Genomic DNA, 25,278 nt, shown 5'->3' on the forward strand with positions numbered 1-25,278 from the left:
ATCGACTCAATGCGCTATGCCCAGGCCATGACCTGGCGTGCCATCGAAGCACTGTCCAAACTCATCCGCCCCGGCATGCTCGAATCCGAAGCCCGCGAACTCGGCAAAAAGTCCTCGCCGACCTCGACATGCAGCGCATCTGGCACCCCCTGCTGGTGCGCTTTGGCGCCAACACCCTCAAAACTTTCAAGGAGCGCTCCGACGGCGACCCGGTGCTGGGGGAAAACGACATCTACTTCATCGACATGGGTGCCGTGTGGCAAGGCCATGAAGGTGACGCCGGGGCGACGTTCAGCACCGGCAACGACCCCGAGATGGCCGCGTGCGCGAGCGCGGCGAAAGCGTTGTTTGACAGGGTTGAACAGCGCTGGAAGAACGACAAAGTCGTCGGTCTGGAGCTGTATCGTTTTGCCGAAGAGCAAGCGAAGGAAATGGGCTGGGTGTTGAACCTGGACATCAAAGGGCACCGCGTGAGCGATTTCCCGCATGCGATTTATCGTGGCGGCGATCTTGGGGATTTTGACCAGTATCCGAATGAAGGGCTGTGGATCCTGGAGATACAAATTGCGCACCCGAGCGGAGCTTATGGTGCGTTTTACGAAGATTTGTTGGCTTAACTTTTCAAGGAATAAAGATGGAACGCTCGACCGAATTTCCCGTGCTGTTGTTTTCCTACGGCACGTTGCAGGACAAGGCTGTGCAGTTGGCCAACTTTGGGCGGGAGTTGGTGGGCCAGCAGGATGCGATGCTGGGGTATTCAAAAAGCTGGGTAGAAATTACCGACCCTGAGGTGTTGGCGGCCAGTGGCAAGACCCATCATCCGATCGTTGCTCCGAGCGGGCGCAATGAAGACACCGTTGAGGGGATGGTGTTTCAGATTACCGAGAAGGAGCTGGCGGCGGCGGATGCGTATGAAGTGTCGGACTACAAGCGGGTTTCGGTGGGGCTGGCTTCAGGGTTGACGGCTTGGGTGTATGTGCAGGCTTGAGAGGGTGCAGCTCGTCAACCGGAGTGATTTCCTACAGATCAATCGGAAGGTGTGCACTCCCCCGCTTGATGATGCCAAGCCGATAGTCCCTCGGTCGCCCTCATGGCGACCGAGTTTGGCGACTCGAAGACAAATCTGAAAACTAAAACTCGGCGAACCAGTTTTCCAGGTGACGGCTGCTCAGTATTCCTGAACCCATTGGCTTGATCCCGCAAAAACGAAAAAGGGACGACCTCTCAGTCATCCCTTTTTTGCGAACATTACCCACCTAAACGCAACGCGTGCCACGAGCCTTATGCTCGTATTCCCACCCCTTGCACGCCAACCCTACATGCTTGGGAATCAGAGCGCCCCCGCTGCTGTAGGAAGTAATAGTCCTACGGGTGAAGCCCAGCTCTACAGCCGCGGCGGAGAGCGACAGGTTGTTGTTGAGCATCCACTTTCTGAAGTCCTGCGTCAGCATGACCTCGCCGGACTGCTCCAGTGCCAAACGATGTAAGGTGACGGCGGACAACTCAAGGTCATTGCCCCAAGTCACGTCAAAGCCCCACTCACCGACTTCAACCCGACCAAATAGAGACAAGTCCTGAAGCGGTTTTAGAACCGGAAAGGTATTTATGTGATCAGTGAGATCAACGGTATGCCGCTTGCCGTTGTTCCACTCAATTTCGATGGCATGCTTGCCGGCAACTGGTTGCACAGCAGAGATGCGAAGCTTGCTGGTCATAAGTCAGTTCCTCCGGTTTTGTTCATTCCATACGCGCCAAAGATCAGTGGTATGGACTCTTGCTCAAAGCAGGGCAGCTTTCAAGGCCTTGGTTTCGGCACCTTTGCCGAGAACCACCAGCCCTTCTATCTGAACCAACGACTCTCCGTCTGGCGTTTGCACGTGAAAGTGCGGCGGCGCGTGGTCGTCGGGATAGATTTTTATTTTCCAGTTTCGTTCACTGTGAAGGGTAGCCATGGGAACAGATGCTAGAGAAAATATTTCTCTAGCACAACCCTGTATTCAAACCCTAGAAACCACAAAACCCCTGACTTCTCTCGAAACCAGGGGTTTTGTTTACATCGAATTTGGCGGTGAAGGAGAGATTCGAACTCTCGATACAATTTCTTGTATACACACTTTCCAGGCGTGCTCCTTAAGCCACTCGGACACTTCACCGTATCTCGTCAAACTGATTCAGTCTGTCGAGGCGCGCTAATGTAGTCGAAAGCTTTTCCGATGGCAAAGGTTTTTTTCAGAATTTTCATGCGCTTAGGCGGTTATGCCGTTCCAGCCCTCTGCGGCGCCATGCACACCACGGCGATTCTGCCATTCTCGGGCACACACGGCGCTTGTCTATAGTAGCTGCTGCGCCCTGCCGAAGGCTGCCTGCGGGTGGGCATGCGGGAAAAGTCTGACTGGGTAGTCAGTCACGGCGCTTTACCAGGGCGGGCGCGGTGGGTAACGTCTGCCGTCTGTCCTTCTATTACAAGCATTACAAGGAATCGCGTCATGAGTGAGTTGATTGCCTACCACCTCGAAGACGGTATCGCGACCCTGACCCTGAGCAACGGCAAGGTGAATGCCATTTCGCCGGCAGTGGTCAGTGCGTTTAATGAAGCGCTGGACCAGGCCGAGAAGGATCGGGCGGTGGTGATCATCACGGGCACGCCAGGGATTTTGTCCGGTGGCTATGATTTGAAGGTGATGACCGCTGGCCCTAAAGAAGCAGTGAGCCTGGTGACGTCGGGCTCGACCCTCGCCCGCCGCCTGTTGTCGCACCCGTTCCCGGTGATCGTCGCTTGCCCGGGGCACGCAGTCGCCAAGGGTGCGTTCCTGTTGTTGTCGGCGGATTACCGGATTGGGGTCGACGGGCCGTTCAGCATTGGCCTGAATGAAGTGATGATCGGCATGACCATGCACCACGCCGGGATCGAGCTGGCGCGCGATCGCCTGCGCAAGTCGGCATTTCACCGGTCGGTGATCAATGCCGAGATGTTTAACCCGCAGGACGCATTGGGCGCCGGGTTCCTGGATAAGGTGGTCGCGCCGGAGGAGTTGCAGGCTGCCGCGCTGGAGGCGGCTCGCCAGTTGAAGAAGATCAATATGAACGCCCACAAGCACACCAAGCTGAAGGTGCGTAAGGCGCTGCTGGAAGCGCTGGATGACGCGATCATTCAGGACCAGGGGCATATGGGTTAATCAAACCCGCACCTGCTGAATCGAAGCCCGACCTTGAGTCGGGCTTTTTCTTACAAAGAATTCCAGATTGCCTACAACCGCTCTAAACAGTATCTGTCACCGCATGTTGAAACATGCGCTTAAACATCGCCTATCTCCCGACTCTATAGGGGCAATTGCCGAATACAGTGCACATCCGTACACTGCGCCACCTTTTGTCCCGATGGGCTGTGTCGATGCTTTTTTTGTTACGCATGTTGTTGATGGGCCTGCATTTTATGATCGCCGGCGTGCTGGGCGTGCTGCTGGGGGTCTGCCGGCCGTTTAACCCGGACAACAGCCGTTACTGCGCGCGCCTGTATGCCGTGCCGGCGATGTGGCTGCTGCGCCTGCGGGTAAGGGCTGAGGTTGACTCGCTGCGCAACAAGCCCAGCAGTTGCGTGATCATTGCCAACCATCAGTCCAACTATGACCTGTTTGTGTTCGGCACCGTGGTGCCGTACCGCACGGTGTGTATCGGCAAGAAGAGCCTGAAATGGGTGCCGTTGTTCGGCCAGTTGTTCTGGCTGGCGGGCAATGTGTTGATTGACCGGGGCAACGCACATAAGGCGCGGCGCTCGATGCTCACCACCACACACACCTTGCAGCATAAGGACACGTCGATCTGGGTGTTTGCGGAAGGCACGCGTAACTTCGGCGAAACGTTGCTGCCGTTCAAGAAAGGCGCGTTCCAGATGGCGATCGCCGCGGGCGTGCCGATTGTGCAGGTGTGTGTCAGCACGTATGTGAAGCACATGAAGCTCAACAGCTGGAACAGTGGCGACATTCTGATTCGCTCGTTGCCGCCGATTCCTACGAAGGGGCTGACGATGGATGACATGCCGCTGTTAATGCAGACCTGCCGCGAGCAAATGAAAGATTGTATTGAAGCAATGGACCGAGAGTTGGAAATCGCCCCCTGTAAAAGCGAGCTTGCTCGCGAAGGACGTTAACGATTACGCGTTCATTCTGGATTAACCCGCCGCTCTCAGGTTTTTCGCGAGCAAGCTCGCTCCTACAGAGGGCGCGTTCAGGCTAAGCTGCACAACAACTGTCATCCAATAAAGAAGCGATCAGCACTATGGGTAGAGTTGTTGCGGCCGCCGTCTATAGCGCCGGTAAGAAAGTCACCGATATCACCCTCGACGAAGGCGCCGCCTGGGCCGCCAAGCCCGACCACTTTGTGTGGATCGGCCTGGAGGAGCCCAGCGCCCTGGAACTGGCCAACCTGCAACGCCAGTTCAACCTGCACGAGCTGGCCATCGAAGACGCCCTGGAAAAACACAGCCGCCCCAAGCTTGAAACCTTCGGCGACGCGCTGTTTATCGTGACCTACTCACCCGTGCGCGATAACGGCAAGCTGGAGTTTATCGAGACCCATATCTTTGCCGGCAACGGCTACATCATCACTGCCCGCAATGGCCACTCGGCGTCCTACGGCTACGTGCGCCAGCGCTGTGAGGCGCGGCCGCTGTTGCTGGAGCATGGGGAAGATTTCGTACTCTATGCCCTGCTGGATTTCGTAACCGAGAACTACCAGCCGGTGAGCGAGGCCATTCATGCCGAGGTCGATGAGCTGGAGCGCAACGTGTTGTGCAACTCCCTGAGTGAAGCGGATATCCAGAAGCTCCACGGCCTGCGCCGCGATGTGCTGCGGCTCAAGCGCTACGTGGCGCCGATGGTGGAGATCAGTCAGGAGTTGCAGAAACTGAGCTTCCCGTTTATCGACAAGAACATGCGCCCGTATTTTCGCGATGTGCAGATTCACGTCACCCGGCAGATGGAAGACCTGACGACCCTGCGGGATATCGCCAGCCAGACCATCGAGATTGGGGTGTTGCTGGAAGCCTCGCGCCAAAGCGTGGTGCAGCGCAAGTTCGCCGCCTGGGCAGCAATTCTGGCGTTCCCGACGGCGGTGGCCGGGATCTACGGGATGAACTTCCAGAACATGCCAGAGCTGCAGTGGCACTACGGCTATTTTGCGGTGCTGGGGTTTATTGCGGTGGGGTGTACGGGGTTGTGGGCCAGCTTCAAGCGCTCAGGCTGGCTGTAACAAACCCACCTCAATTTGCTGGAGATCAAACGTGTGGGAGCTGGCTTGCCTGCGATGCAGGCACCTCGGTTTGTCAGTTACACCAAGGTGATGCTATCGCAGGCAAGCCAGCTCCCACATTAATCTGCTTTGCCTTGAAGACCGTGCTTCTTGCCCTGGACGCTTTCAGGCAGCTCCTGCTTTTGGTTTGTGCGCCACAAACCGCATCATCCATTCCGCCACGGTGACGCCGTGGTGGTCTCGTTCCAGGCTGGCCACCCCGTTGGTGTAGACCTTCTCACCCAGCGTTGTCTGAAGAATCTCGAGCAGTTCGCGGGAATAGTCGTGGATAAATTCCGGGTGGCCCTGGAAGCACAGCACCTGGTCTTCGATGTGGTACGCCGCAAACGGGCAAAATTCGCTGGAGGCGATCACGGTGGCGTTTTCCGGCAATGTAGTGACCTGATCCTGATGGCTGATCAACAGCGTCAGCTCTTCCACCACCGGGCTCATCCACGGTGCCTTGGCGTTCAGTTTGTAGTCGTGGATGCCCATGCCCCAACCTTTGGTCGCCCGCTCGGTCTTGCCGCCCAACAGCAGCGCTAACAACTGGTGGCCGAAGCAGATGCCGATCAGTTTGTCACCGCGTGCATGGCGGTCCAGCAGGTAGGTCTTGAGGGTCTGGATCCAGGGATCGGTGCCGAAGGAGTCGGCCTTGCTGCCCGTCACCAGGTAGGCGTCGAACACTTCGCCATCCGCCGGGTATTCACCCTGCACCACGTTATAGGTGACAAACTCGGCGGCAATTGGCTGTTTGGAGAACAGGCGCTTGAACATCTGCCCGTAACCTTGGTACTGATCGATCAGTCCAGGACGCAGGATATCGGTTTCCAGGATGCACACGCGTAACGACATAAAAAATACCTGACACGGCGATGGGAATAATGAACACCCCCAGAGCCTGCCTTGAAATACCCTTCCAAGGCAAGCCCCACATTTGGTCACCGAAACACTTCACCCTGTGTGGCTTTCTCCAACAGCAGCGCCGGTGGTGTGAAGCGCTCACCGTATTGCTCGGCCAGGTAGCGGGCGCGGGCGATAAAGTCGTTCAGGCCGTACTGGTTGATGAATTGCAGCGCCCCGCCACTCCAGGCGGCAAAGCCGATACCGAAGATCGAGCCGACGTTGGCGTCCGCCGTCGACATCAATACGCCCTCCTCCACACAGCGCACGGTTTCAATGGCCTGGATAAACAGCAGGCGATCGCGCACGTCCTGCGCCGAGATCCGTTGACCGGGCTTTTCAAAGCGGCTTTTCAGCTCCGGCCACAGGTGTTTCTGCCCGCCCGCCGGGTAATCGTAGAAGCCTCCACCCGCCGCCTTGCCCGGGCGTTTGTATTCGTTGAGCAACAGGTCGATCACTGCAAATGCCGGGTGCTGGGGTAACGGCTTACCTTCGGCCTGTAGGTCCTTGGCCGTTTGCTGGCGAATATGGCTCATCAGGCTGAGGGAAACTTCGTCAGAGACCGCCAGCGGCCCCACAGGCATGCCGGCCTTGCGCGCCTCGGTCTCGATCATCGGCGCGGCCACACCTTCGCCGAGCATGGCGATGCCTTCGTTGGTGAAGGTGCCGAACACCCGCGAGGTGAAGAAGCCGCGACTGTCATTCACCACGATCGGGGTTTTCTTGATTTGCAGTACGAAATCGAAACCTCGGGCCAGGGTTTCGTCGCTGGTGTGGGCGCCCTTGATGATTTCCACCAGGGGCATTTTGTCCACCGGGCTGAAGAAGTGCAGGCCGATAAACTTGCCCTGGTCTGGAACGGCGGTGGCTAACCCGCTGATGGGCAAGGTGGAGGTGTTGGAGGCGATCACCGCTTCGGCACCCACCACGCTTTGCGCGGCCGCCGAGACCCTGGCCTTCAGCTCACGGTCCTCGAAGACGGCTTCGATGATCAGGTCGCAGCCGGCAAGATCAGCATCGGATTCAGTAGGAAGAATCCGCGCGAGGATGGTTTCCCGCTGTTCGGCGGTCAATTGCCCACGGCCGACCTTCTTGTCCAGCAACGCTGCCGAGTGTGCCTTGCCCTTCTGCGCCGCCGCCAGCTTGACGTCCTTGAGCACCACCTCAACGCCTGCCGACGCGCTGACGTAAGCAATGCCCGCGCCCATCATCCCGGCGCCGAGCACGCCGACCTTGCGCGTCACATACGGCGCAAAACCCTCGGGCCGCGAGCTGCCGGCGTTGATTTGATTGAGCTGGAACCAGAAGGTGCCAATCATGTTTTTCGCCACTTGCCCAGTAACCAACTCGGTGAAGTAGCGCGTCTCGATCAGGTGCGCGGTGTCGAAATCCACCTGGGCGCCTTCTACGGCAGCACACAGGATCTTCTCCGGGGCCGGGAAGCAGCCGTTGGTTTTGGCGCGCAGTATCGATGGCGCAATGGCGAGCATTGGTGCGACTTTCGGGCTGGACGGCGTGCCGCCGGGGATCTGGTAGCCCTTGATGTCCCAGCGCTGTTTCGCCTCTGGATTGGCAACAATCCACGCCCGGGACTTGGCCAGCAGCTCGTCGCGGTCAGCCGCCAGTTCATCGATCAGCCCGGCTTGCAGCGCCTGCTGTGGCGTAATCTTTTTACCTTCCAGCAAGTAGGGCAAGGCCTTTTCCAGCCCCAGCATACGCACCATGCGCACCACACCGCCGCCGCCCGGCAAAAGCCCGAGGGTGACTTCCGGCAGGCCGATCTGCACTGACGTGTGGTCCAGCGCCACGCGGTGCTGGCACGCCAGGCAAATCTCCCAACCGCCGCCCAGCGCGGCGCCGTTGATGGCGGCCACCACTGGTTTGCCGAGGGTTTCCAGGGTGCGCAACTGCGCCTTCAACACCAACACGCTGTCGTAGAAAGCCTTGGCGTGAGGCTTATCGACCTTGATCAGCTCATTGAGGTCGCCGCCGGCAAAGAAGGTCTTTTTCGCCGAGGTGATAATCACACCGGCAATCGAATCCTTCTCGGTGTGCAACCGGGCGACGGTGGCCGCCATGGCCTCGCGGTACACCCCGTTCATGGTGTTGGCACTCTGGCCGGGCATGTCGATGGTCAGTACCACAATCTGGTCCTGGCCTTTTTCGTAACGAATGGCATCGGTCATGACTGATTCCTTGGGCTCAGAGGCGTTCGATGATGGTGGCGATACCCATGCCGCCGCCGACACACAGGGTGGCCAGGCCATACCGCTGCTGGCGCACCTCCAGTTCGTCGAGCAAGGTGCCAAGAATCGCGCAGCCCGTGGCGCCCAGCGGGTGGCCCATGGCGATGGAGCCGCCGTTGACGTTGACCCGGCTAGCGTCAATGCCCATGTCCTTGATGAACTTGAGCACCACTGAGGCAAACGCCTCGTTGACTTCAAACAGGTCGATGTCTTCCACCCGCAGCCCCGCTTTCGCCAGCGCCTTGCGCGTAGCCGGCGCCGGGCCGGTGAGCATGATAGTGGGGTCGGTGCTGGTGACCGCTGTGGCGACGATCCGCGCCCGGGGTTGCAGGCCGAGTTCGCGGCCCTTTGCTTCGGAACCGATCAGCATCAGCGCGGCGCCATCGACGATTCCGGAACTGTTGCCCGGTGTGTGCACATGGTTAATGCGCTCGACGTGGCTGTAGACCCGCAATGCCGTGGCATCGAACCCCATCTGGCCCATCATTTCGAAGCTGGGCTTGAGTTTGCCGAGGCCTTCAAGCGTCGAGTCGGCGCGGATGAACTCGTCCTGGTCCAGCAACACGATGCCGTTTTGATCCTGCACTGCGATCAGCGATTTGTTGAAGGATCCGTCTGATCTGGCCCGCGCCGCTTTCTGCTGTGAGTGCAGGGCAAAGGCATCCACGTCCTGGCGCGTGAAGCCTTCCAGCGTGGCGATCAGGTCGGCGCCGATGCCCTGCGGGGTGAAGTGGCTGTGCAGGTTGGTTTGCGGGTCGAGCACCCAGGCGCCGCCGTCACTGCCCATGGGCACGCGGGACATGGACTCGACACCGCCGACCACCACCAGGTCTTCAAAGCCGGAGCGCACTTTCATCGCCCCGAGGTTCACCGCTTCCAGGCCCGAGGCGCAAAACCGGTTGACCTGCACACCGGCGACACTCACGTCCCAGTCCGCCACCAGCGCGGCGGTCTTGGCGATGTCGGCGCCTTGGTCGCCCACCGGCGTGACGCATCCCAGGACAATGTCATCCACTTGCCGGGTGTCGAGGTCGGTGCGCTGTTGCAGCGCGGCCAGCAACCCCGCCACCAGGTTTACCGGCTTGACGCTGTGCAAGGCGCCGTCGGCCTTGCCTTTGCCACGGGGCGTGCGTATCGCATCAAAGATCAAAGCTTGGGTCATGACGTCCTCGAATCACTGTGCAACGAATCGTGCCCCTACCTTAGGCGCCGGGGCGCCGGATTCAATGACCGAACCGCTCATTGACCTTGACGGTCACGCTCAGACGAACGGTAGGAGGCTACGCGAATCGGTTGATTAATCGTTTTAGCTGTCTAGCTGTAGGGCTGGCGTCTGGCTGGCAATTGGCCTCATGCCTTTTTAAGCAGAATCCCTCATGAGATGAGACGAAATGGATCTAAGCCATGTAGAACGAGGGCTCTAAGGTTGAATCTGTAAGAGAAGTAAAAGGTTGCTGCCGGGTTTTGCTGGAGCACCTGTAGGAACTGTAAGAAAAGAGTCATGTAGTACCGTCATAGTTAAATCGACCGGCACGCATTTGACGCTCAGGAATAACAACAAAAGGCAGTCAGCCATGTTCAAACATTCGAAAGTACGTCAGGCGGGACTTATTCTTTTCGCCACCACCCTGATTCTGATCTTGCCCAATCTGACCAAGGTCATTGGGTGACCACTCGCACTCCACATTCTGCGCACACACAGCGCCAGGATCGCAGCCTTTGGCAGCGCCTTTCGGGATATTGCGTATAGCGATCCCGTTAGGGGCTGCCGTTTTGCGCGCCGGTTTCAGGTTGTTTTGCGGTATCGTGCATCCGCATCGACACTCAAACACGGGCCTTTCCTTGAAACAGATCATCCTCCTCCTGACCCTGCTGCTGGCCGTGCCGGTGTCTGCCGCGCAATTGACCATCGAGCTCGATCACGCCAGCAAAACCTGGGAAACAATCGAACTGCTCAAGCGCCCGGATGTACAGACGGTGCAGATCGTCGATGACGTTTCCTACAAGCGCAACATGACCTATCGGGCAGTGCCACTGGCGGCGCTGTTGCCGGGCATCAAGCCGGAGAATCATCTGCAGGCGGTGGCCCTGGACGGCTTTGCCGCAGAGTTGACGGCGGCGCCGCTGCTTTCAAAAAGCGGCGCGCGTGCCTGGTTGGCGGTGGAAGATCCGGCGCATCCGTGGCCGCCGCTGGCGGATGGCAAACCCAGTGCCGGGCCGTTTTATCTGGTGTGGACGAATCCGCAGTCAGGAAACATCAGCCCTGAGCAGTGGCCGTTCCAGATCTCGGGGATCAAGCAATTGAAGACGGTGGCGGAGCGCTTTCCGGCGCTGTTGCCAGACCCGAAACTGACGGCGAATGACCCGGTGAATCAAGGGTTCGCGCTGTTCCAGAAGAACTGCCTGGCGTGTCATCGCCTGAACGGCGCCGGCGATGCGCAGGTGGGACCGGACCTGAATATTCCGTACAACCCCACTGAATATTTCGCCGGCGATTTCCTCAAGCGTTATATCCGCGACCCACAAAGCATGCGGCATTGGCCGCAGGCGAAGATGCCGGCGTTTGCCACCAGCGTGCTGCCGGATGCGGACCTGGATCTGCTGGTGGGGTACTTGAAGCATATGGCAGGCAGGAAACAACCTTAAGGCTCAGGTAAATCTGTGGCGAGGGAGCTTGCTCCCGCTGGGCTGCGCAGCAGCCCCAATCAGACAATCACATTTCTCCAGACAGAACTCGGGGGCATGCTTTGGGGCCGCTTCGCAGCCCAGCGGGAGCAAGCTCCCTCGCCACAAAAAGCTTTCCTGGCACAGAGAGCTTTCCTACTGCTGCTGCACCGATATCACCGGTGTCGGCGCCACAAATACCTTGGCATGCATCTGCTCATGCCCTCCCCCACGACGCATGCCCCGCACCGGGCAGGCGTCCAGGTAATCCAGGCCCACCGCCAGCTTCAAATGCCGCTCTGGCCGGGCCAGTTGGTTAGTCACGTCAAAGCTGTACCAGGCATCATCCAGCCAGGCTTCAGCCCAGGCATGGCTGGCCAGGTGCTCGCAGTCTTCGCTGTACAAATACCCCGACACATACCGCGCCGGAATCCCCAGGCTACGGGCGCAGGCGAGGAAGGCGTGGGTATGGTCCTGGCACACCCCGGCACGCCCCGCGAAGGCTTTGGCGGCGCAGGTGTCGACTTCGGTAGCGCCCGGCGAATAGGTCATGTACTGGTTCAACGCATGCATCAGGTCGATCAACGCACTGCGGTCGCGGCGCTGGTGGCAGTGCTTTTCGGCAAAGCTGCGCAGGGCCTCGTCCGGCTCGGTCAAACGGGTGCAACGCAGGAACGGAAACGCCGACTGGCTTTCATGCTCGGCCTCGCGCAATTCGTCGATGTCCACCTGGCCACGGGCACCGATGATGATGGCTTCGTGGGGCTCGTCCATGGTCAGCACGTGCAGGATGTTGCCGAACGGGTCCAGTTGCGCTCGCACCGGCCGGGGCAGGTCCAACTGCCAGCTGAGGACGTGCTGGCGCTCGCTGTCGTGGGGTGTGAGGCGCAGGTACTGGATGCTGGCACGCACCTGGTCTTCGTAGTGGTAGGTGGTTTCGTGGCTGATGGAAAGTCTCATGCCGCCTCCAGGTAGGAACTGTAAATAGCATCACCCAACTCGCGCACGAGCGGGATGAAGTCGGTCAGCCATGCGTGCAGGCCTTCCTCAAGAATTTCGTCGATCGCGGTAAAGCGCAGGCGCGCGTCCATTTCCGCCGCCAGGCGCTGGGCCGGGCGCCCGTTGATGCCGGGCAGGCTGCCAAGGATCTGGTCGATCTCTTCACTGCACGCGCGCAGCGAACGCGGGACGTCGGCGCGCAGCAGCAACAGTTCGGCGACTTGCCGGGCGCCGGGGGCGTCGCGGTAGATTTCGGTGTAGGCCTCGAAAGACGACAAGGCCCGCAACAACGCACTCCACTGATAGTAGGCGTGGGCGGTGCCATCGGTGACCGCTTCGGCCTGGTCGCCGGCCATTTCGTAACGGGCATCCAGCAGGCGCAGGGTGTTGTCGGCGCGCTCGATAAACGTGCCCAACCGAATAAAACGAAACGCGTCGTTACGCATGATGGTGCCGTAGGTGGCGCCCCGGAACAGGTGGGAACGCTCCTTGACCCATTCACAGAACCGGCTCATGCCATAGCGACTCAGGCCCTGCTGGGCGATATCGCGAATTTCCAACCAGGTGGCGTTGATGTTTTCCCACATGTCGGCGGTAATTCGCCCACGTACCGCGTGGGCACTGGCCCGCGCGGAACCCAGGCAGCTGTAGATGCTTGCCGGGTTGGCGGCATCCAGCGCGAAGAAGTGCAACAAACGTTCGGCGTGCAACTCACCGTGGCGCTCGCGGTAATCGTCGAGGGTGCCGGTAATCAGCAACGGCATCGCCAGTTCATGCAGGCCATCGCCACGCCCGTCCTGGGGCATCAGCGACAGCGAATAGCTGACGTCGAGCATCCGCGCGAGGTTTTCCGCGCGCTCCAGGTAGCGCGACATCCAATACAAATCCGAGGCAGTTCTACTCAACATATTTCAATCCTCGACCACCCAGGTGTCTTTGGTACCGCCGCCCTGGGACGAGTTGACCACCAGCGAGCCTTCGCGCAGTGCCACACGGGTCAGGCCGCCAGGGACCACGCGGGTTTCCTTGCCTTGCAGCACGAATGGACGCAGGTCGATATGCCGTGGGGCGATGCCGTTCTCGACAAAGGTCGGGCAGGTCGACAGGCACAGAGTGGGTTGTGCGATATAGGCGTGGGGCTTGGCCTTGATGCGTGCGCGGAAGGCTTCGATTTCTGCCGCCGTAGCTGCCGGGCCGACCAGCATGCCGTAGCCACCGGAGCCTTGGGTTTCCTTCACCACCAACTCCGGAAGGTTGGCCAGCACGTGGGACAGTTCACTGGGATTACGGCACTGGAATGTAGGAACATTCTTCAGGATCGGCTCTTCATCCAGGTAAAAACGGATCATCTCGGTGACGAAGGGGTACACCGACTTGTCATCCGCGACCCCGGTGCCGATGGCATTCGCCAGCACCACATTGCCCGAGCGATACGCCGCCAGCAGGCCCGGTACGCCGAGCATCGAGTCCGGGTTGAAGGCCAGCGGGTCGAGGAACGCATCGTCGAGGCGGCGGTAGATCACGTCCACCGCTTTGGGGCCATCGGTGGTGCGCATGAACACACGGTCATCACGCACGAACAGATCGGCACCTTCTACCAGTTCCACACCCATTTCCCGGGCCAGGAACGCATGCTCGAAGAACGCACTGTTGAAACGCCCCGGGGTCAGCACCACCACACTGGGGTTATCCAGCGGGCTGGAGCTTTTCAGGGTGTCGAGCAGCAGGTTGGGGTAATGGTCGATCGGCGCGATGCGCTGGGCGGCGAACAGTTCGGGGAACAGGCGCATCATCATCTTGCGGTCTTCGAGCATATAGCTCACACCGCTTGGGGTGCGCAGGTTGTCCTCGAGGACGTAGTAAGTACCGTCGCCATCGCGTACGAGGTCGACGCCGGAGATGTGGGAATAGATATCGCGGTGCAGGTCCAGGCCCTGCATCGCCAACTGGTATTGCTCGTTGGCCAGCACTTGCTCGGCAGGGATGATCCCAGCCTTGATGATGCGTTGCTCGTGGTACAGGTCGGCGAGGAACATGTTCAGCGCCTTCACCCGTTGGATGCAGCCACGCTCGACAATCCGCCATTCGCTGGCCGGAATACTGCGCGGAATTGTGTCAAAGGGGATCAGGCGTTCGGTGCCTTGCTCATCGCCATAGAGGGTGAAGGTGATGCCGGCCCGGTGAAACAGCAAATCGGCTTCGCGCCGGCGCTGGGCCAGCAATTCAGGGGGCGTCTCGGCCAACCAGCGGGCGAATTCGCGGTAATGGGGGCGCACCAGCCCTGCCCCGTCGTACATCTCATCATAATAAGTGCGGATCATGCCGTACTCCTTGTCACCCGGACGCAAGAACCATCGCAAGGCCCGTGCCAGCGGCATAAACACTTAAGTATCAATCAGTTGGATATAAGCGCAGACCTCACTGCACCGTCCCGGTGCAGCAAATGCCCGCTGTCATGGGCGACGCCTCATTGCAATGCAGGCCATGACTATCAACAGCATAGTCAGAGTTGATTTCACTGCCCGGCTATCCTTGCGGATAATCACCTCCATCAGCTGAACAGGACAGGTCCTACAGCTTCATCCATTGAGCAACATCGCTTGTACCGAATCGCTCTCCTCCTTTGCGATCTTCCCTTTGGCCACCCTGCTCGGGTGGCTTTTTTTTGTGCAGGATTTTTCCCGATCCAGAAACAAAAACGGCCGACCCAAAGGTCAGCCGATACGCTGTGAAGTTGTTCATCCTGCTACATGGGTAACCCACGCACCTCCTGTTTTACGCCCCATCCTTCAATGATCCCGCCCAAGGGCTCGACCACCGCCTCAAAGTCTTGCTCAAAGTCTCCTATGCCGTCGTAGGTGGCGAACATGATTTTGCTCAGTTCCAGGTACCAGGCGCCGTCATCCCGCGCGCTGACCTGGGCATTCAGCGATTCTCCACGAAACCGACCCGCAGCCCGGCGCGCACGTTCCTCATCCGGGAAAATGGCGTAGAACTCGATGGGGTGGAAACGCGAGAAGTCAAAGCCGCCCTCTTTCATGCGGCGCAACACGTTGGTGCTGATGTCTTCTTGATAGGCTGTGCTCATGAAACGTCCTCCTCAAACTGATGGATAGACTTTCCGTGCGTCCCATGGCCCGCGCTGCAAGGGCGCGGGTGTTACGGCATTGAGGTCGCCGCTGGGAGACAAGCATGTAGCTGACAAGACCAGACCTTAGCGATTCATTTCGCTGATCTCGATTGCAGAGTAGCGCGAAGCTATCACCTCCACCAGAGGGTCATGGAGGACGTACAGGAAATGTTCAGGCGTCTTTGGTGACAGTGAGGATTTCAATGCTGTTCAGGTCTTTCAAACTCTTGACCGTAGGCTTCTCGGTACGACCTTCCAGGTCGTTGAGATCCAGTTCTTTCAAAGCTGGCGCGACACGATTGCGAAGCAAGTGCGCGGCCTCTTCCAAGGTAGGCTCGTGCTCACAGTCGAACTGCACGACCTTTATCTGACCATCATCGTCAGTGAAGGAAACATTCCACTTTGGCATCAGTGCCTCCTCGATAAAACCCAAGAGTGGGCTTACACATATCTGGACCTTGATGGCTCGCAAATCGTTCCAATCAAGGCAGGAGGCACACGATCAAAGGGCGCTTACTTCTCGGCGTGTTCTTTCAGGGCTTTCAAGGTGTTGAACGGTGCGTCCACCACAAACTTGTTGGCCAGCCACGACGGCACGCTGCCACCTGGCTCGGTGTGCACCTGGTAGGTCACTTCGGTCAGGTTGTCGCCTTTAGGCACCAGCTTCCAGTAACCATCAACCTGCGCCACGCGCACATAGCCTTTGACTTCGGGCTGGTAGGTCGGCACTTCCAGCAGCTTGCGAGTGACACTGCCATCGGCGGCCTTGGTGGTGGTGATCTCCAGGATCGAATCGCGATCGGTCACCGGGAACGGTGCCTTGAACTGGGTGTAGGTCCAGCTCTTGTCGCCGTCCTGCTTGAGCAGTTTTTGCGACTTGCATTCGTGGATCCAGGAACAGGCCCCCGCCACGTCCTCCTGCAACGCCTGGATCTTGGCCAGCGGCGCCTTGATGGTGGTCACACCGCGATAAGCCTTGTATTTGGAGCCGGCAATTTCACTCAACGACACTTTGATGCCGTCTTCATCCTTGGCGGTCTGCCAGTCTTCAGCGTGTGCTGCACCCGCGAACAACACGGTAAAACCGCACAACACAGCAATTCGTTTCAGTGAACCCATGGTCTTATTCCTTATTGTTGAAGTTCAGTACTTTGAACAGCCCACTAAGCCGCCGTCATCTGTTCCCACCAACCGATCAACTTGATCGCTTCTGCCTGGCTGTTGCCACAGACCTCGATATCCGCCTGGAACGAACTGCACACCGCCGGCCGCTCTGGCTGGCCAAACAACTGGCACAGCTGTTCGACCGACAGATGCAGGCAGCGTTCGCCCGCAGGTTTGCCGGCAGGCATTCCCGGCAACGCAGAACTGATGGATGGGGCAATGCAGCAAGCGCCACAGCCTTCACGGCATTTCATGAAGAACAGATCCTCGACAACTTTAGCGTTATGGCCACGTAAGACTACGCCCTTAAACAGACGTTTTAAATTGGCTTAACAGGGGTTTTTCACTGAAAACAAACGTGACTGATCAGTCTGCGACAGAAGGTCAGGGGTGCGCGTCACTTTTACTCGTCGGGTTTATTGCTTGAATTCAAAATCCAGCGCCGCCCCTTCAACTTCGCGCCGCTCTTCGTTGCGCAGTTGCAGTTGCATTTCGTTACTGAGCAGGCGTCCGTTGATCTGGAACGCGCTGTTGTCGGTGGGTTTTTCGGCAAACATCGGCGGCAACAGTGGCACATTCTTCGGCTGCGGCATGGTGCCAAGGGGTTGCAGGTGGCGAACCATGTTGGAGGGAAGGCTTAAATCCAGCTGCGCGGGCGGTAGCGGTGTCTTGGCGACTTCGTGGGCCGATTTGGATTTACTGGCAACAGGGGCACGCTTTTTAACCGGCGCTGCTTTTTTCGCCGGTGCCTTCTTGGCTGGAATCACCTTTTTTGCCGGGGCGTTTTGCTGCCTGCTGGCAGCAGGCACCGTTTCACTGGCAGGGGCCGCCAGCACGGCACTCGCGGTACACAGGCTTAACACGCAGATCAGCAGGGCAGCAGGAAAGGTATAAGTCATATCGCCAGCAGCATTAACGGCAGAAGGCCATATGCTCGCTTGTTGAGGGCGGCATGACAAGCATGGTAATTAGCCAGCTACCCGTTGTGCCCCCTTTTCGTGCCTCAAAACCCTGCGGCCGTTTCCTGGCATAACTGGCTTGCAAGCATGCCGAGGGTCATCAATGCGCGCTCCGCCTCGCGGTTCCACGGCGTACCGCAGTTCAGGCGAATACAGTGGTTAAACTGTTCTGTATTACTGAAGATCAACCCCGGTGCAATGCTGATGCCCTGCTGCAACGCGCGCACGTGCAGTTCCTGCGTATTGACCCTGCCGGGCAAACTGACCCACAGGATAAAACCGCCGGTCGGACGGGTCATCTGTGTGCCCTCGGGAAAATACTGCTGCACGGCTAATTGGAAGGCACTGAGATTCTTGCGATATTCCTGGCGTATATAGCGCAAATGCCGGTCGTAACCGCCGTTTTCCAGGTACGCCGCCGTGCCCATCTGCGTCACGCTGCACGCCGAATGGGTGCTGAACATCTGCAAACGCTGGATTTCCTGCTGGTACTTGCCGGCGATCATCCAGCCTATGCGGATGCCCGGTGACAAGGTCTTGGAGAAACTGGAGCAATAGATGACCCGGTCCAGGCGGTCATAGGCTTTCAGGGCCTTGGTGCGGCCCAGCTCAAACATCAGTTCACCGTAGATATCGTCTTCAACCACCTGGATATCGAAATCCGAGGCCAGGCGCAGCAACTGTTTCTGCCGCTCCTCGGGCATGGTGCCGCCCAGCGGATTGCTCAGGCGCGTGGTCAGCACCAGCGCCTTGATCGACCATTGGTTGGCCGCCAGTTGCAGGGCTTCCAGGCTCATGCCGGTGGCCGGGTCGCTGGGGATTTCGATGACTTTGAGGCCAAGCAAATCCGCCAGTTGCAACAAGCCGTAATACGTCGGCGACTCGGCGGCAATCAAGTCGCCGGGCCGCGTCAGCACCCGCAACGACATCTGCAACGCATCGACACACCCGTGGGTGATCACCACTTCGGATGGGTCGACCACCACCCCGGCATCGCGCATACGGATCGCCACCTGGCGGCGCAACGGTTCAAAACCCGGGCTGAACATGTAGCTGAATGCCCGTGGGCTCTGGAACCGCGTGACCTTGGCCAGTTGCTGGTGCAACGCCCGCACGGGCAAGTAGTCGACACTCGGCACGGCGGCGCCCAGCGGGAACACGCCTTCGCGGCGGGATTCCACCAACACCTGTTGAATGATGCTGCTGCGGGTGACCAACCCCGGACGCTCGACCCGGGCGATGTCCGGCGTGGGCGCGGTGAGCGCTGGCGTCTGGTGCACGTAATACCCGGACTGCGGCCGCGCGCGAATCAAACCCTGGTCTTCCAGGTTCGCGTAGGCCTGCAACACGGTGGCGTGGCTGACGTTGAGCTGGGAGCTCATTTTGCGCACCGAAGGCACGCGCTCGCCCGGTTGATAGACACCGCGGCGGATATCCTCAGCCAGTTGCTGGGCGATACGTTGGTAGAGCAACAGATTGGTCATGACGCAGCACTCGATTTCACGGGTATTTTATTTTTGTGTGAAACATACCGGCACAGTTTAGAAGTGTACGGGGACAGTTGCCACAATAGTCGAGCACGCGCGGCAGTGATAGAAAAAACTGTAAGGGTGGCGAACTGAATCGCGGGCATAAAAAACCCGATCACTGATCGGGCTTATGTGGGAGCTGTCGAGCTTCAGCGAGGCTGCGATGCAGGCACTGCGGTATCGCAGGTCCACCGAGGCGCTCCTGTCGCAGCCTCGCAGGACTCGACAGCTCCCACAGGAATCATCTTTCACCTTGAGAATCAGGTTTAGCGGGCAGCGCCCAGCTGGCCTTTCTCATCAGAGAACACAATCTCGACCCGGCGGTTCTGCGCCCTGCCCCGCTCCGAAGCGTTGACTTCTACCGGGTACTGATCGCCGTAGCCTTCTACCTGGATACGCGTTTCATCAATCCCCAGGTCGCTCAGTACGTCCGCTACCGCTTGGGCGCGGTCCCGGGACAGTTTGAGGTTTTCCGGCTCGCCACCGGTATTGTCGGTGTAGCCCTCGATACGCACCACGCGCTTGGGGTTCAATTGCAAAAACTGTACGACTTTGAGCACCGTGCGATTGGCCGAGTTTTGCAGCTCTGCCTCGCCGGTGTCGAACAGCACGTCGCCCAAGGTCATCACCAACCCGCGATCGGTCTGGACGGTGGTCAGGCTGGCGATCTGTGCCTCAAGCCATTTGCCCTGTTGCTGCACGCTGCTCAACTTGGCTTCCCGCAGGGCCAATTGCAGGCGCTGGCGCTCCAGTTCCAGCTTGACGCCGCGCTCCTGGTTGAGCGCCTGCTCGGTGTGTTCCCGGGCAATCGCGCTGTAGCGCTGGCTCAAGTAGGCGTAATGCGCCACATCGGCGCCGCTGCCCCAGAAGCTGGAAAACCGGTCAGCACGGGCCAGGGATTCGCCAGAGCGAATCACGTCCTTGGGCGCAATACGCAGCACATTCGAGTCTTCCTTGACCTTCTGGAAGTCACTGCTGGCCTGTTGCAAGGCCAGGTTACTGTCCGGATGGGTCGCGCAACCGCCGAGCGCACTGCCCAGCAACACCACGCAGCTCAACCCTCGAATCAACGGGCTCATTGGGCGTCTCCCAACTGCAGTTGCTTGCGCAGGCGGGTGATACGGGTGTTGAGCACGTTCAGTTGCTCCTGGCTTTTGCGGGTCAGCACCTGGGCTTCTGCCAGGCGGGCGTCCAGCTCGGCTTCTTCAGCCTGCATGCGGGCGTCCTTGTAGGACTCATCAACCATGTCGGCCTTTGCCCGGGTGAACTTGCCTTCAGCCAGCTTCAGCTCGGGTGAGTCTTCGGCGACGGCGCCCACAGCGTTGGCTTGTTCCAGGGCTTGCTGGGTCAGGCGCATTTGTTCATTCGGCGCAGGATCGGCTGCACATCCCGCCAGAGCTACAACGGCGAGGGCCGCGAAAAGAGGTCGAATAGTCACTGAAAATCCCTACTTTGTTGGGGTGCCGACGGGTTGCTGCAACTGCGCTTTCCAGCGCGCAAGATTGCTCTGCAGCGCGGTTTCCGCCAGACCGGACGCGGGCAATTCTGTCATCTTTTTGGCGAGCTGTCCGCGCAACCACGGATCGTTGCAGGCAGAGTTGTGGGAAATGGCCAGGTACAGGCCCGGCTGGTCGATGGGCAGTTCGCGCGCCACCAGGTCGTTGCTCATGCCCAACGTCTGGGCCATGGCCATGCCGGAATAACGCCCGGCGAGCACGTAGTCGACTTCCCCCAGCAGCAATTTCTGGAACGCCGGGGTCAAGGTGGGCAAGCGTTGCAGGGTCAGTTGCTCACCGGCGAAGGTTTCGAAACCGCGGCTCAGGCGCGCCCTTTCCGACACGGCGCCCTTGTGACCGTGCAGGTCGCTGGCCTGGTTATAGGCAAGGGTCGAATCCTTGCGGGTCCAGACGAGATAATCGGTCTGCACCAAGGCCGGGTGGATGTAGTCCAGGGAGTCCAGGGCGTCGACGGTCAGCGGCGCATCGGCGAGGAGGTCCATGCGCCCGCTGCGCACTTCGTCCAGGGCCGCGGAGCGTTTACCGCCGTACAGCAGGTCGATTTTCACCCCGAGGTCCTTGGCCACTTGCTGCAACATGTCGGCGGTGGCGCCGATCAGGTGCGTGGGTGCCTGGGGATCACGCCACAGGTAAGGCGGTGCATCCGGGCTGCCGGTGATCACCAGGCGATCACATTTGCCGGCCGCCAGCGATACCGTCGGCAGCAGCGACAAGGCCAGCAGCACAGTCCAGGGACGCAATTGCATGGCAGGTTCTCCGACTCAAAAATTTCCGGACAAAAAAAAGCCCGGTCAACAGACCGGGCTCTTTATAAGTGAAGCGGCTGGATTAGACCAGCTTCTCCAACTCGGGTACGGCTTCGAACAAGTCCGCCACCAGGCCGTAATCAGCCACCTGGAAGATCGGTGCTTCTTCGTCCTTGTTGATCGCAACGATCACCTTGGAGTCTTTCATACCGGCCAAATGCTGGATCGCGCCGGAGATACCGACCGCGATGTACAGCTGTGGCGCAACGATCTTGCCGGTCTGGCCGACCTGCATGTCGTTGGGTACAAAACCTGCGTCGACGGCCGCGCGGGAAGCGCCAACCGCGGCGCCCAGCTTGTCGGCCAGGGCGTACAGGTGCTTGAAGTTGTCACCGTTCTGCATGCCACGACCGCCCGAAACGACGATCTTGGCAGCGGTCAGTTCCGGACGATCGGACTTGGCCAGCTCTTCGCCAACGAAGCTGGAAGTACCAGCGTCATGAGCAGCAGATACCGCTTCAACCGCAGCCGAACCACCTTCAGCAGCAACCGGGTCGAAACCGGTGGCACGCACGGTGATGACTTTTACCGACGCAGTGGACTGCACGGTGGCGATAGCGTTACCGGCGTAGATCGGGCGCTTGAAGGTGTCGGCGCTTTCGACCGAGATGATCTCGGAGATCTGGTCAACGTCCAGCTGCGCAGCAACGCGTGGCAGGATGTTTTTGCCGTTGGAAGTAGCGGCAGCCAGGATGTGGCTGTAGCCAGCGCCCAGCTCTGCGACCAGAGGGGCAACGTTTTCCGGCAGTTGGTGAGCGTAGGCCGCGTTGTCGGCGACCAGTACTTTGCTCACGCCAGCGATTTTTGCAGCGGCTTCTGCCACCGCGCCAATGTTCTGGCCAGCAACCAATACGTGAACATCACCACCAATTTTGGCGGCAGCGGCCACGGTGTTCAGGGTGGCCGGGGCCACAACCTTGTTGTCGTGTTCTGCGATTACCAAGATAGTCATGATCAGATTACCTTCGCTTCGTTCTTCAGTTTCTCGACCAGTTCAGCCACCGACTTGACCTTGATGCCCGCGCTGCGTGCAGCTGGCGCTTCGACTTTTACAGTCTTGTTGGTGGAGGCGGTGGAAACGCCCAAAGCGTCCGGAGTCAGCACTTCAAGCGGCTTCTTCTTGGCTTTCATGATGTTTGGCAGGGACGCGTAGCGCGGCTCGTTCAAACGCAGGTCGGTGGTGACGATGGCTGGCAGCTTCAGGGAAACTGTTTGCGCGCCGCCGTCGATTTCACGGGTCACAGCAACGCTGTCGCCGCTCACTTCGACTTTCGAGGCGAAGGTGCCCTGGCCGTAACCGGTCAGCGCAGCCAGCATCTGGCCAGTCTGGTTGTTGTCGCTGTCGATGGCTTGTTTGCCGAGGATCACCAGCGAAGGCTGTTCCTTGTCGACAACAGCTTTCAACAACTTGGCAACGGCCAGGGACGTCAGCTCTTCAGCGGATTCGACGAGGATGGCGCGATCGGCACCCAGCGCCAGGGCGGTACGCAGCTGCTCTTGAGCAGTGGTCGGACCGATGGAAACGACGACGATTTCAGTCGCAACACCTTTCTCTTTCAGGCGTACGGCTTCTTCCACGGCGATTTCGCAGAAAGGGTTCATCGACATCTTGACGTTAGCGAGGTCGACGCCGGAATTGTCCGCCTTGACGCGAACTTTCACGTTGTAATCGACAACGCGTTTGACAGCTACAAGAACCTTCATGGATTCCTCGTTACTCTCCGGTGAAAAGAAAGTCGCCTAGGCGAACCTGGCGGTTGATGCTCATCGGCACACAAGGGCACCTCCAAAAACACCGGCAATCGTCGGCAGGGGACCTTGCTCACGGGAGTGATGACCGTTCGTCAGCGGTGACTGAGAGGTCATTCATTATCGTGGCGTGTAAACTGCGCGCCATCGTGGCTCGCGCGTCACCCTTATTTACCTTCAGCCTGTCTTTCGAGGTGGCCTTGAAACCCACAGTCTGCCTACGGGATGCGCAAAACCGACCGTATATTGACCGGAACGCCTATTCCGGTCAATACGCCAAAATGGCCAGTTATAAGCCGCGTTGCTTTGATTTACCTAGCGTGCGGGCAATTCAAACAAACGTTTGTATTGGACGCTGAGAGTGGTGTAGATATAATGCGCCACCTAGAGAGAAAGGTGGGTCGTCCCCTGCCCCTTGCATGAGATTTATGCGGGTATTGCCGGACGAATTACCGAACCTCCACCCATTAGAAAAAAAAGCCGTTGAGCCTTGAGTAGGAGATAGCCTGTGGAACGCGAATACATGGAATTCGACGTGGTCATCGTCGGCGCCGGCCCGGCGGGCCTGTCTGCCGCCTGCCGACTGAAGCAGAAGGCCGCCGAAGCCGGTAAGGAAATCAGCGTCTGCGTGGTCGAAAAAGGCTCCGAAGTCGGCGCTCACATCCTGTCCGGTGCCGTGTTTGAACCCCGTGCCCTGAACGAATTGTTCCCGGACTGGAAAGAACTCGGTGCGCCGCTCAACACGCCGGTGGTGCGCGATGACATCTATGTACTGCGCAGCCCGGAAGCCTCCACCAAGGTGCCTGACTTCTTTGTGCCCAAGACCATGCACAACGAAGGCAACTACATTATCTCCCTGGGTAACCTGTGCCGCTGGCTCGCCCAGCAGGCCGAGAACCTGGGCGTGGAAGTCTACCCGGGCTTTGCCGCCCAGGAAGCGCTGTTCGACGAAAACGGCGTGGTGCGCGGGATCATCACCGGCGACCTCGGCGTCGACCGTGAAGGCCACCCGAAAGAAGGCGTGTACACCCCGGGCATGGAACTGCGTGGCAAGTACACGCTGTTCGCCGAAGGCTGCCGTGGGCACATTGGCAAGCAACTGATCGAGCGCTTCAAGCTCGACAGCGACGCCGACGCCCAGCACTACGGCATCGGCCTGAAAGAAATCTGGGAAATCGACCCAGCCAAGCATCAGCCAGGCTTGGTGGTGCACACCGCCGGCTGGCCGCTGGACATCATGAGCGCCGAGAACACCGGCGGTTCGTTCCTCTATCACCTGGAAAACAATCAGGTTGTGGTGGGTTTGATTGTCGACCTGTCCTACAGCAACACCTTCCTGTCGCCGTTCGACGAGTTCCAGCGCCTCAAGCATCACCCGGTGCTGGCCCAGTATCTGGAAGGCGGCAAGCGCATCAGCTACGGCGCCCGTGCCATCTGCAAGGGCGGCCTGAACTCGCTGCCAAAAATGGTGTTCAAGGGCGGCGCACTGATCGGTTGCGACCTGGGCACCCTGAACTTCGCCAAGATCAAGGGCAGCCACACCGCCATGAAGTCCGGGATGCTCGCGGCCGATGCCGTGGCTGATCGCCTGTTCGCCGAGTCCGAAGGCGGCGACGAATTGACCGCTTACGTCGACAGCTTCAAATCCAGCTGGCTGTACGAAGAATTGTTCGCCAGCCGTAACTTCGGCCCGGCGATGCACAAGTTCGGCCCGATCATCGGTGCCGGCTTCAACTGGTTCGACCAGAACATCCTCGGCGGCAAAATGTCGTTCACCCTGCACGACACCAAGCCGGATTACGCCTGCTTGAAGCTGGCCAAAGACAGCAAGAAAATCGCCTACCCCAAACCCGACGGCAAGCTGAGTTTCGACAAGTTGAGCTCGGTGTTCATCTCCGGTACCAACCACGAAGAAGAACAGCCGTGCCACCTGAAGCTCAAAGACCCAAGCATCCCGATTGGCACCAACCTGCCGCTCTACGATGAACCCGCGCAGCGCTACTGCCCGGCCGGCGTGTATGAAGTGATCACCCGGGAAGACGGCGAGAAGCGCTTCCAGATCAACGCCCAGAACTGCGTGCACTGCAAGACCTGTGACATCAAGGACCCTTCGCAGAACATTACGTGGGTAACACCGGAAGGCGCGGGTGGGCCGACTTACCCGAACATGTAAATCCGCTGCTTGAACAGAAGGCTCCCAAATGGGGGCCTTTTTTGTAGCCCATTGTTCGTAGCAGCTGTCGAGCCCCGGCGAGGCTGCGTCGGGCGCGCCACTGATCTGGAACCGAGTCGCGGCTGACGCAGCCTCGCTAAGGCTCGACAGCTG

The 25,278-nt window shown here is 59.1% G+C and carries 25 protein-coding genes, 1 tRNA gene and 1 pseudogene; 7 read left to right on the forward strand and 20 right to left on the reverse strand.

Going from position 1 to position 25,278, the window contains the following annotated elements; translation table 11 throughout:
* Window positions 1–9 precede the first annotated feature (9 nt).
* Window positions 10–617, forward strand: a pseudogene (locus RGV33_RS24530) (M24 family metallopeptidase).
* Window positions 618–634: 17 nt separating this feature from the next.
* Window positions 635–988: a gamma-glutamylcyclotransferase family protein gene (locus tag RGV33_RS24535; protein ID WP_322146724.1), complete on the forward strand. Its 354-nt coding sequence runs from the start codon at window positions 635–637 to the stop codon at window positions 986–988.
* Between the two features lie 268 nt (window positions 989–1,256).
* Here the strand turns inward: RGV33_RS24535 and RGV33_RS24540 are convergent, their stop codons facing one another.
* From RGV33_RS24540 to RGV33_RS24550, 3 genes are all read right to left on the reverse strand, one after another.
* Window positions 1,257–1,715 carry a DUF2442 domain-containing protein gene (locus tag RGV33_RS24540; protein WP_322146726.1) on the reverse strand — a complete coding sequence of 153 codons (459 nt, stop codon included), beginning with the start codon at window positions 1,713–1,715 and terminating at the stop codon, window positions 1,257–1,259.
* Between the two features lie 63 nt (window positions 1,716–1,778).
* A complete protein-coding gene (locus tag RGV33_RS24545) occupies window positions 1,779–1,952 on the reverse strand; it encodes a DUF4160 domain-containing protein (RefSeq protein WP_322146728.1) in 174 nt (57 codons plus the stop codon).
* Window positions 1,953–2,063: 111 nt separating this feature from the next.
* A tRNA-Ser gene (locus RGV33_RS24550) sits at window positions 2,064–2,153 on the reverse strand.
* 333 nt (window positions 2,154–2,486) lie between these two features.
* On the opposite strand from RGV33_RS24550, the gene RGV33_RS24555 reads away from it, so the two are divergent.
* From RGV33_RS24555 to RGV33_RS24565, 3 genes are all read left to right on the forward strand, one after another.
* Window positions 2,487–3,176: a crotonase/enoyl-CoA hydratase family protein gene (locus RGV33_RS24555; RefSeq protein WP_322146730.1), complete on the forward strand. Its 690-nt coding sequence runs from the start codon at window positions 2,487–2,489 to the stop codon at window positions 3,174–3,176.
* Between the two features lie 215 nt (window positions 3,177–3,391).
* Window positions 3,392–4,147, forward strand: a complete 756-nt coding sequence (locus RGV33_RS24560; protein ID WP_322146732.1) for a 1-acylglycerol-3-phosphate O-acyltransferase — start codon at window positions 3,392–3,394, stop codon at window positions 4,145–4,147.
* Window positions 4,148–4,275: 128 nt separating this feature from the next.
* The gene (locus RGV33_RS24565) at window positions 4,276–5,247 is read left to right on the forward strand and encodes a magnesium and cobalt transport protein CorA (protein WP_322146734.1); all 972 of its coding nucleotides are present in this window, start codon (window positions 4,276–4,278) and stop codon (window positions 5,245–5,247) included.
* A gap of 165 nt (window positions 5,248–5,412) precedes the next feature.
* Here the strand turns inward: RGV33_RS24565 and RGV33_RS24570 are convergent, their stop codons facing one another.
* From RGV33_RS24570 to RGV33_RS24580, 3 genes are all read right to left on the reverse strand, one after another.
* Window positions 5,413–6,141 carry an amidotransferase gene (locus RGV33_RS24570; RefSeq protein WP_322146736.1) on the reverse strand — a complete coding sequence of 243 codons (729 nt, stop codon included), beginning with the start codon at window positions 6,139–6,141 and terminating at the stop codon, window positions 5,413–5,415.
* Window positions 6,142–6,227: 86 nt separating this feature from the next.
* Window positions 6,228–8,375, reverse strand: coding sequence for a 3-hydroxyacyl-CoA dehydrogenase NAD-binding domain-containing protein (locus RGV33_RS24575; RefSeq protein ID WP_322146738.1), 2,148 nt, complete (start codon window positions 8,373–8,375; stop codon window positions 6,228–6,230).
* Between the two features lie 16 nt (window positions 8,376–8,391).
* Window positions 8,392–9,597, reverse strand: a complete 1,206-nt coding sequence (locus tag RGV33_RS24580; RefSeq protein ID WP_322146740.1) for an acetyl-CoA C-acetyltransferase — start codon at window positions 9,595–9,597, stop codon at window positions 8,392–8,394.
* 680 nt (window positions 9,598–10,277) lie between these two features.
* On the opposite strand from RGV33_RS24580, the gene RGV33_RS24585 reads away from it, so the two are divergent.
* Window positions 10,278–11,081: a cytochrome c gene (locus tag RGV33_RS24585; protein WP_322146742.1), complete on the forward strand. Its 804-nt coding sequence runs from the start codon at window positions 10,278–10,280 to the stop codon at window positions 11,079–11,081.
* Between the two features lie 174 nt (window positions 11,082–11,255).
* Here RGV33_RS24585 and RGV33_RS24590 read toward each other — a convergent pair whose 3' ends face one another.
* The 14 genes from RGV33_RS24590 to RGV33_RS24655 form a co-directional block, all read right to left on the reverse strand.
* On the reverse strand, window positions 11,256–12,059 hold the full coding sequence (locus tag RGV33_RS24590) for a transglutaminase family protein (protein WP_322146744.1): 804 nt from the start codon (window positions 12,057–12,059) through the stop codon (window positions 11,256–11,258).
* The gene (locus tag RGV33_RS24595) at window positions 12,056–13,006 is read right to left on the reverse strand and encodes an alpha-E domain-containing protein (RefSeq protein ID WP_177071199.1); all 951 of its coding nucleotides are present in this window, start codon (window positions 13,004–13,006) and stop codon (window positions 12,056–12,058) included. Before RGV33_RS24595 ends, RGV33_RS24590 begins: the two co-directional genes overlap by 4 nt.
* A 3-nt stretch (window positions 13,007–13,009) precedes the next feature.
* On the reverse strand, window positions 13,010–14,419 hold the full coding sequence (locus tag RGV33_RS24600; protein ID WP_088424665.1) for a circularly permuted type 2 ATP-grasp protein: 1,410 nt from the start codon (window positions 14,417–14,419) through the stop codon (window positions 13,010–13,012).
* Between the two features lie 425 nt (window positions 14,420–14,844).
* Complete coding sequence (locus RGV33_RS24605) at window positions 14,845–15,186, reverse strand: ribonuclease E inhibitor RraB (protein ID WP_003193463.1); 342 nt, start codon at window positions 15,184–15,186, stop codon at window positions 14,845–14,847.
* A 214-nt stretch (window positions 15,187–15,400) separates the two neighbouring features.
* Window positions 15,401–15,661, reverse strand: a complete 261-nt coding sequence (locus RGV33_RS24610) for a hypothetical protein (protein WP_322148735.1) — start codon at window positions 15,659–15,661, stop codon at window positions 15,401–15,403.
* A gap of 80 nt (window positions 15,662–15,741) precedes the next feature.
* Entirely contained in the window at window positions 15,742–16,347 is a 606-nt protein-coding gene (locus RGV33_RS24615) for an START domain-containing protein (protein ID WP_322146761.1), read from the reverse strand.
* A gap of 44 nt (window positions 16,348–16,391) precedes the next feature.
* A complete protein-coding gene (locus RGV33_RS24620) occupies window positions 16,392–16,646 on the reverse strand; it encodes a YkgJ family cysteine cluster protein (protein WP_322146763.1) in 255 nt (84 codons plus the stop codon).
* 162 nt (window positions 16,647–16,808) lie between these two features.
* Window positions 16,809–17,291, reverse strand: a complete 483-nt coding sequence (locus RGV33_RS24625) for a translation initiation factor 2 (RefSeq protein ID WP_322146765.1) — start codon at window positions 17,289–17,291, stop codon at window positions 16,809–16,811.
* A gap of 104 nt (window positions 17,292–17,395) precedes the next feature.
* Window positions 17,396–18,835: a PLP-dependent aminotransferase family protein gene (locus RGV33_RS24630; protein ID WP_008434911.1), complete on the reverse strand. Its 1,440-nt coding sequence runs from the start codon at window positions 18,833–18,835 to the stop codon at window positions 17,396–17,398.
* Between the two features lie 311 nt (window positions 18,836–19,146).
* Window positions 19,147–19,959: an OmpA family protein gene (locus RGV33_RS24635; protein ID WP_322146768.1), complete on the reverse strand. Its 813-nt coding sequence runs from the start codon at window positions 19,957–19,959 to the stop codon at window positions 19,147–19,149.
* The gene (locus RGV33_RS24640; RefSeq protein WP_322146770.1) at window positions 19,956–20,318 is read right to left on the reverse strand and encodes a DUF4398 domain-containing protein; all 363 of its coding nucleotides are present in this window, start codon (window positions 20,316–20,318) and stop codon (window positions 19,956–19,958) included. Before RGV33_RS24640 ends, RGV33_RS24635 begins: the two co-directional genes overlap by 4 nt.
* 9 nt (window positions 20,319–20,327) lie before the next feature.
* Window positions 20,328–21,143, reverse strand: coding sequence for a substrate-binding periplasmic protein (locus RGV33_RS24645; protein ID WP_322146772.1), 816 nt, complete (start codon window positions 21,141–21,143; stop codon window positions 20,328–20,330).
* An 82-nt stretch (window positions 21,144–21,225) separates the two neighbouring features.
* Window positions 21,226–22,155, reverse strand: a complete 930-nt coding sequence (locus tag RGV33_RS24650; RefSeq protein WP_322146773.1) for an electron transfer flavoprotein subunit alpha/FixB family protein — start codon at window positions 22,153–22,155, stop codon at window positions 21,226–21,228.
* Window positions 22,156–22,157: 2 nt separating this feature from the next.
* Window positions 22,158–22,907, reverse strand: coding sequence for an electron transfer flavoprotein subunit beta/FixA family protein (locus RGV33_RS24655; RefSeq protein ID WP_078825741.1), 750 nt, complete (start codon window positions 22,905–22,907; stop codon window positions 22,158–22,160).
* Between the two features lie 553 nt (window positions 22,908–23,460).
* On the opposite strand from RGV33_RS24655, the gene RGV33_RS24660 reads away from it, so the two are divergent.
* The gene (locus RGV33_RS24660) at window positions 23,461–25,125 is read left to right on the forward strand and encodes an electron transfer flavoprotein-ubiquinone oxidoreductase (RefSeq protein ID WP_322146776.1); all 1,665 of its coding nucleotides are present in this window, start codon (window positions 23,461–23,463) and stop codon (window positions 25,123–25,125) included.
* The last annotated feature ends 153 nt before the right edge of the window (window positions 25,126–25,278 follow it).

The organism is Pseudomonas sp. Bout1, assembly GCF_034314165.1.
Lineage (GTDB): Bacteria > Pseudomonadota > Gammaproteobacteria > Pseudomonadales > Pseudomonadaceae > Aquipseudomonas.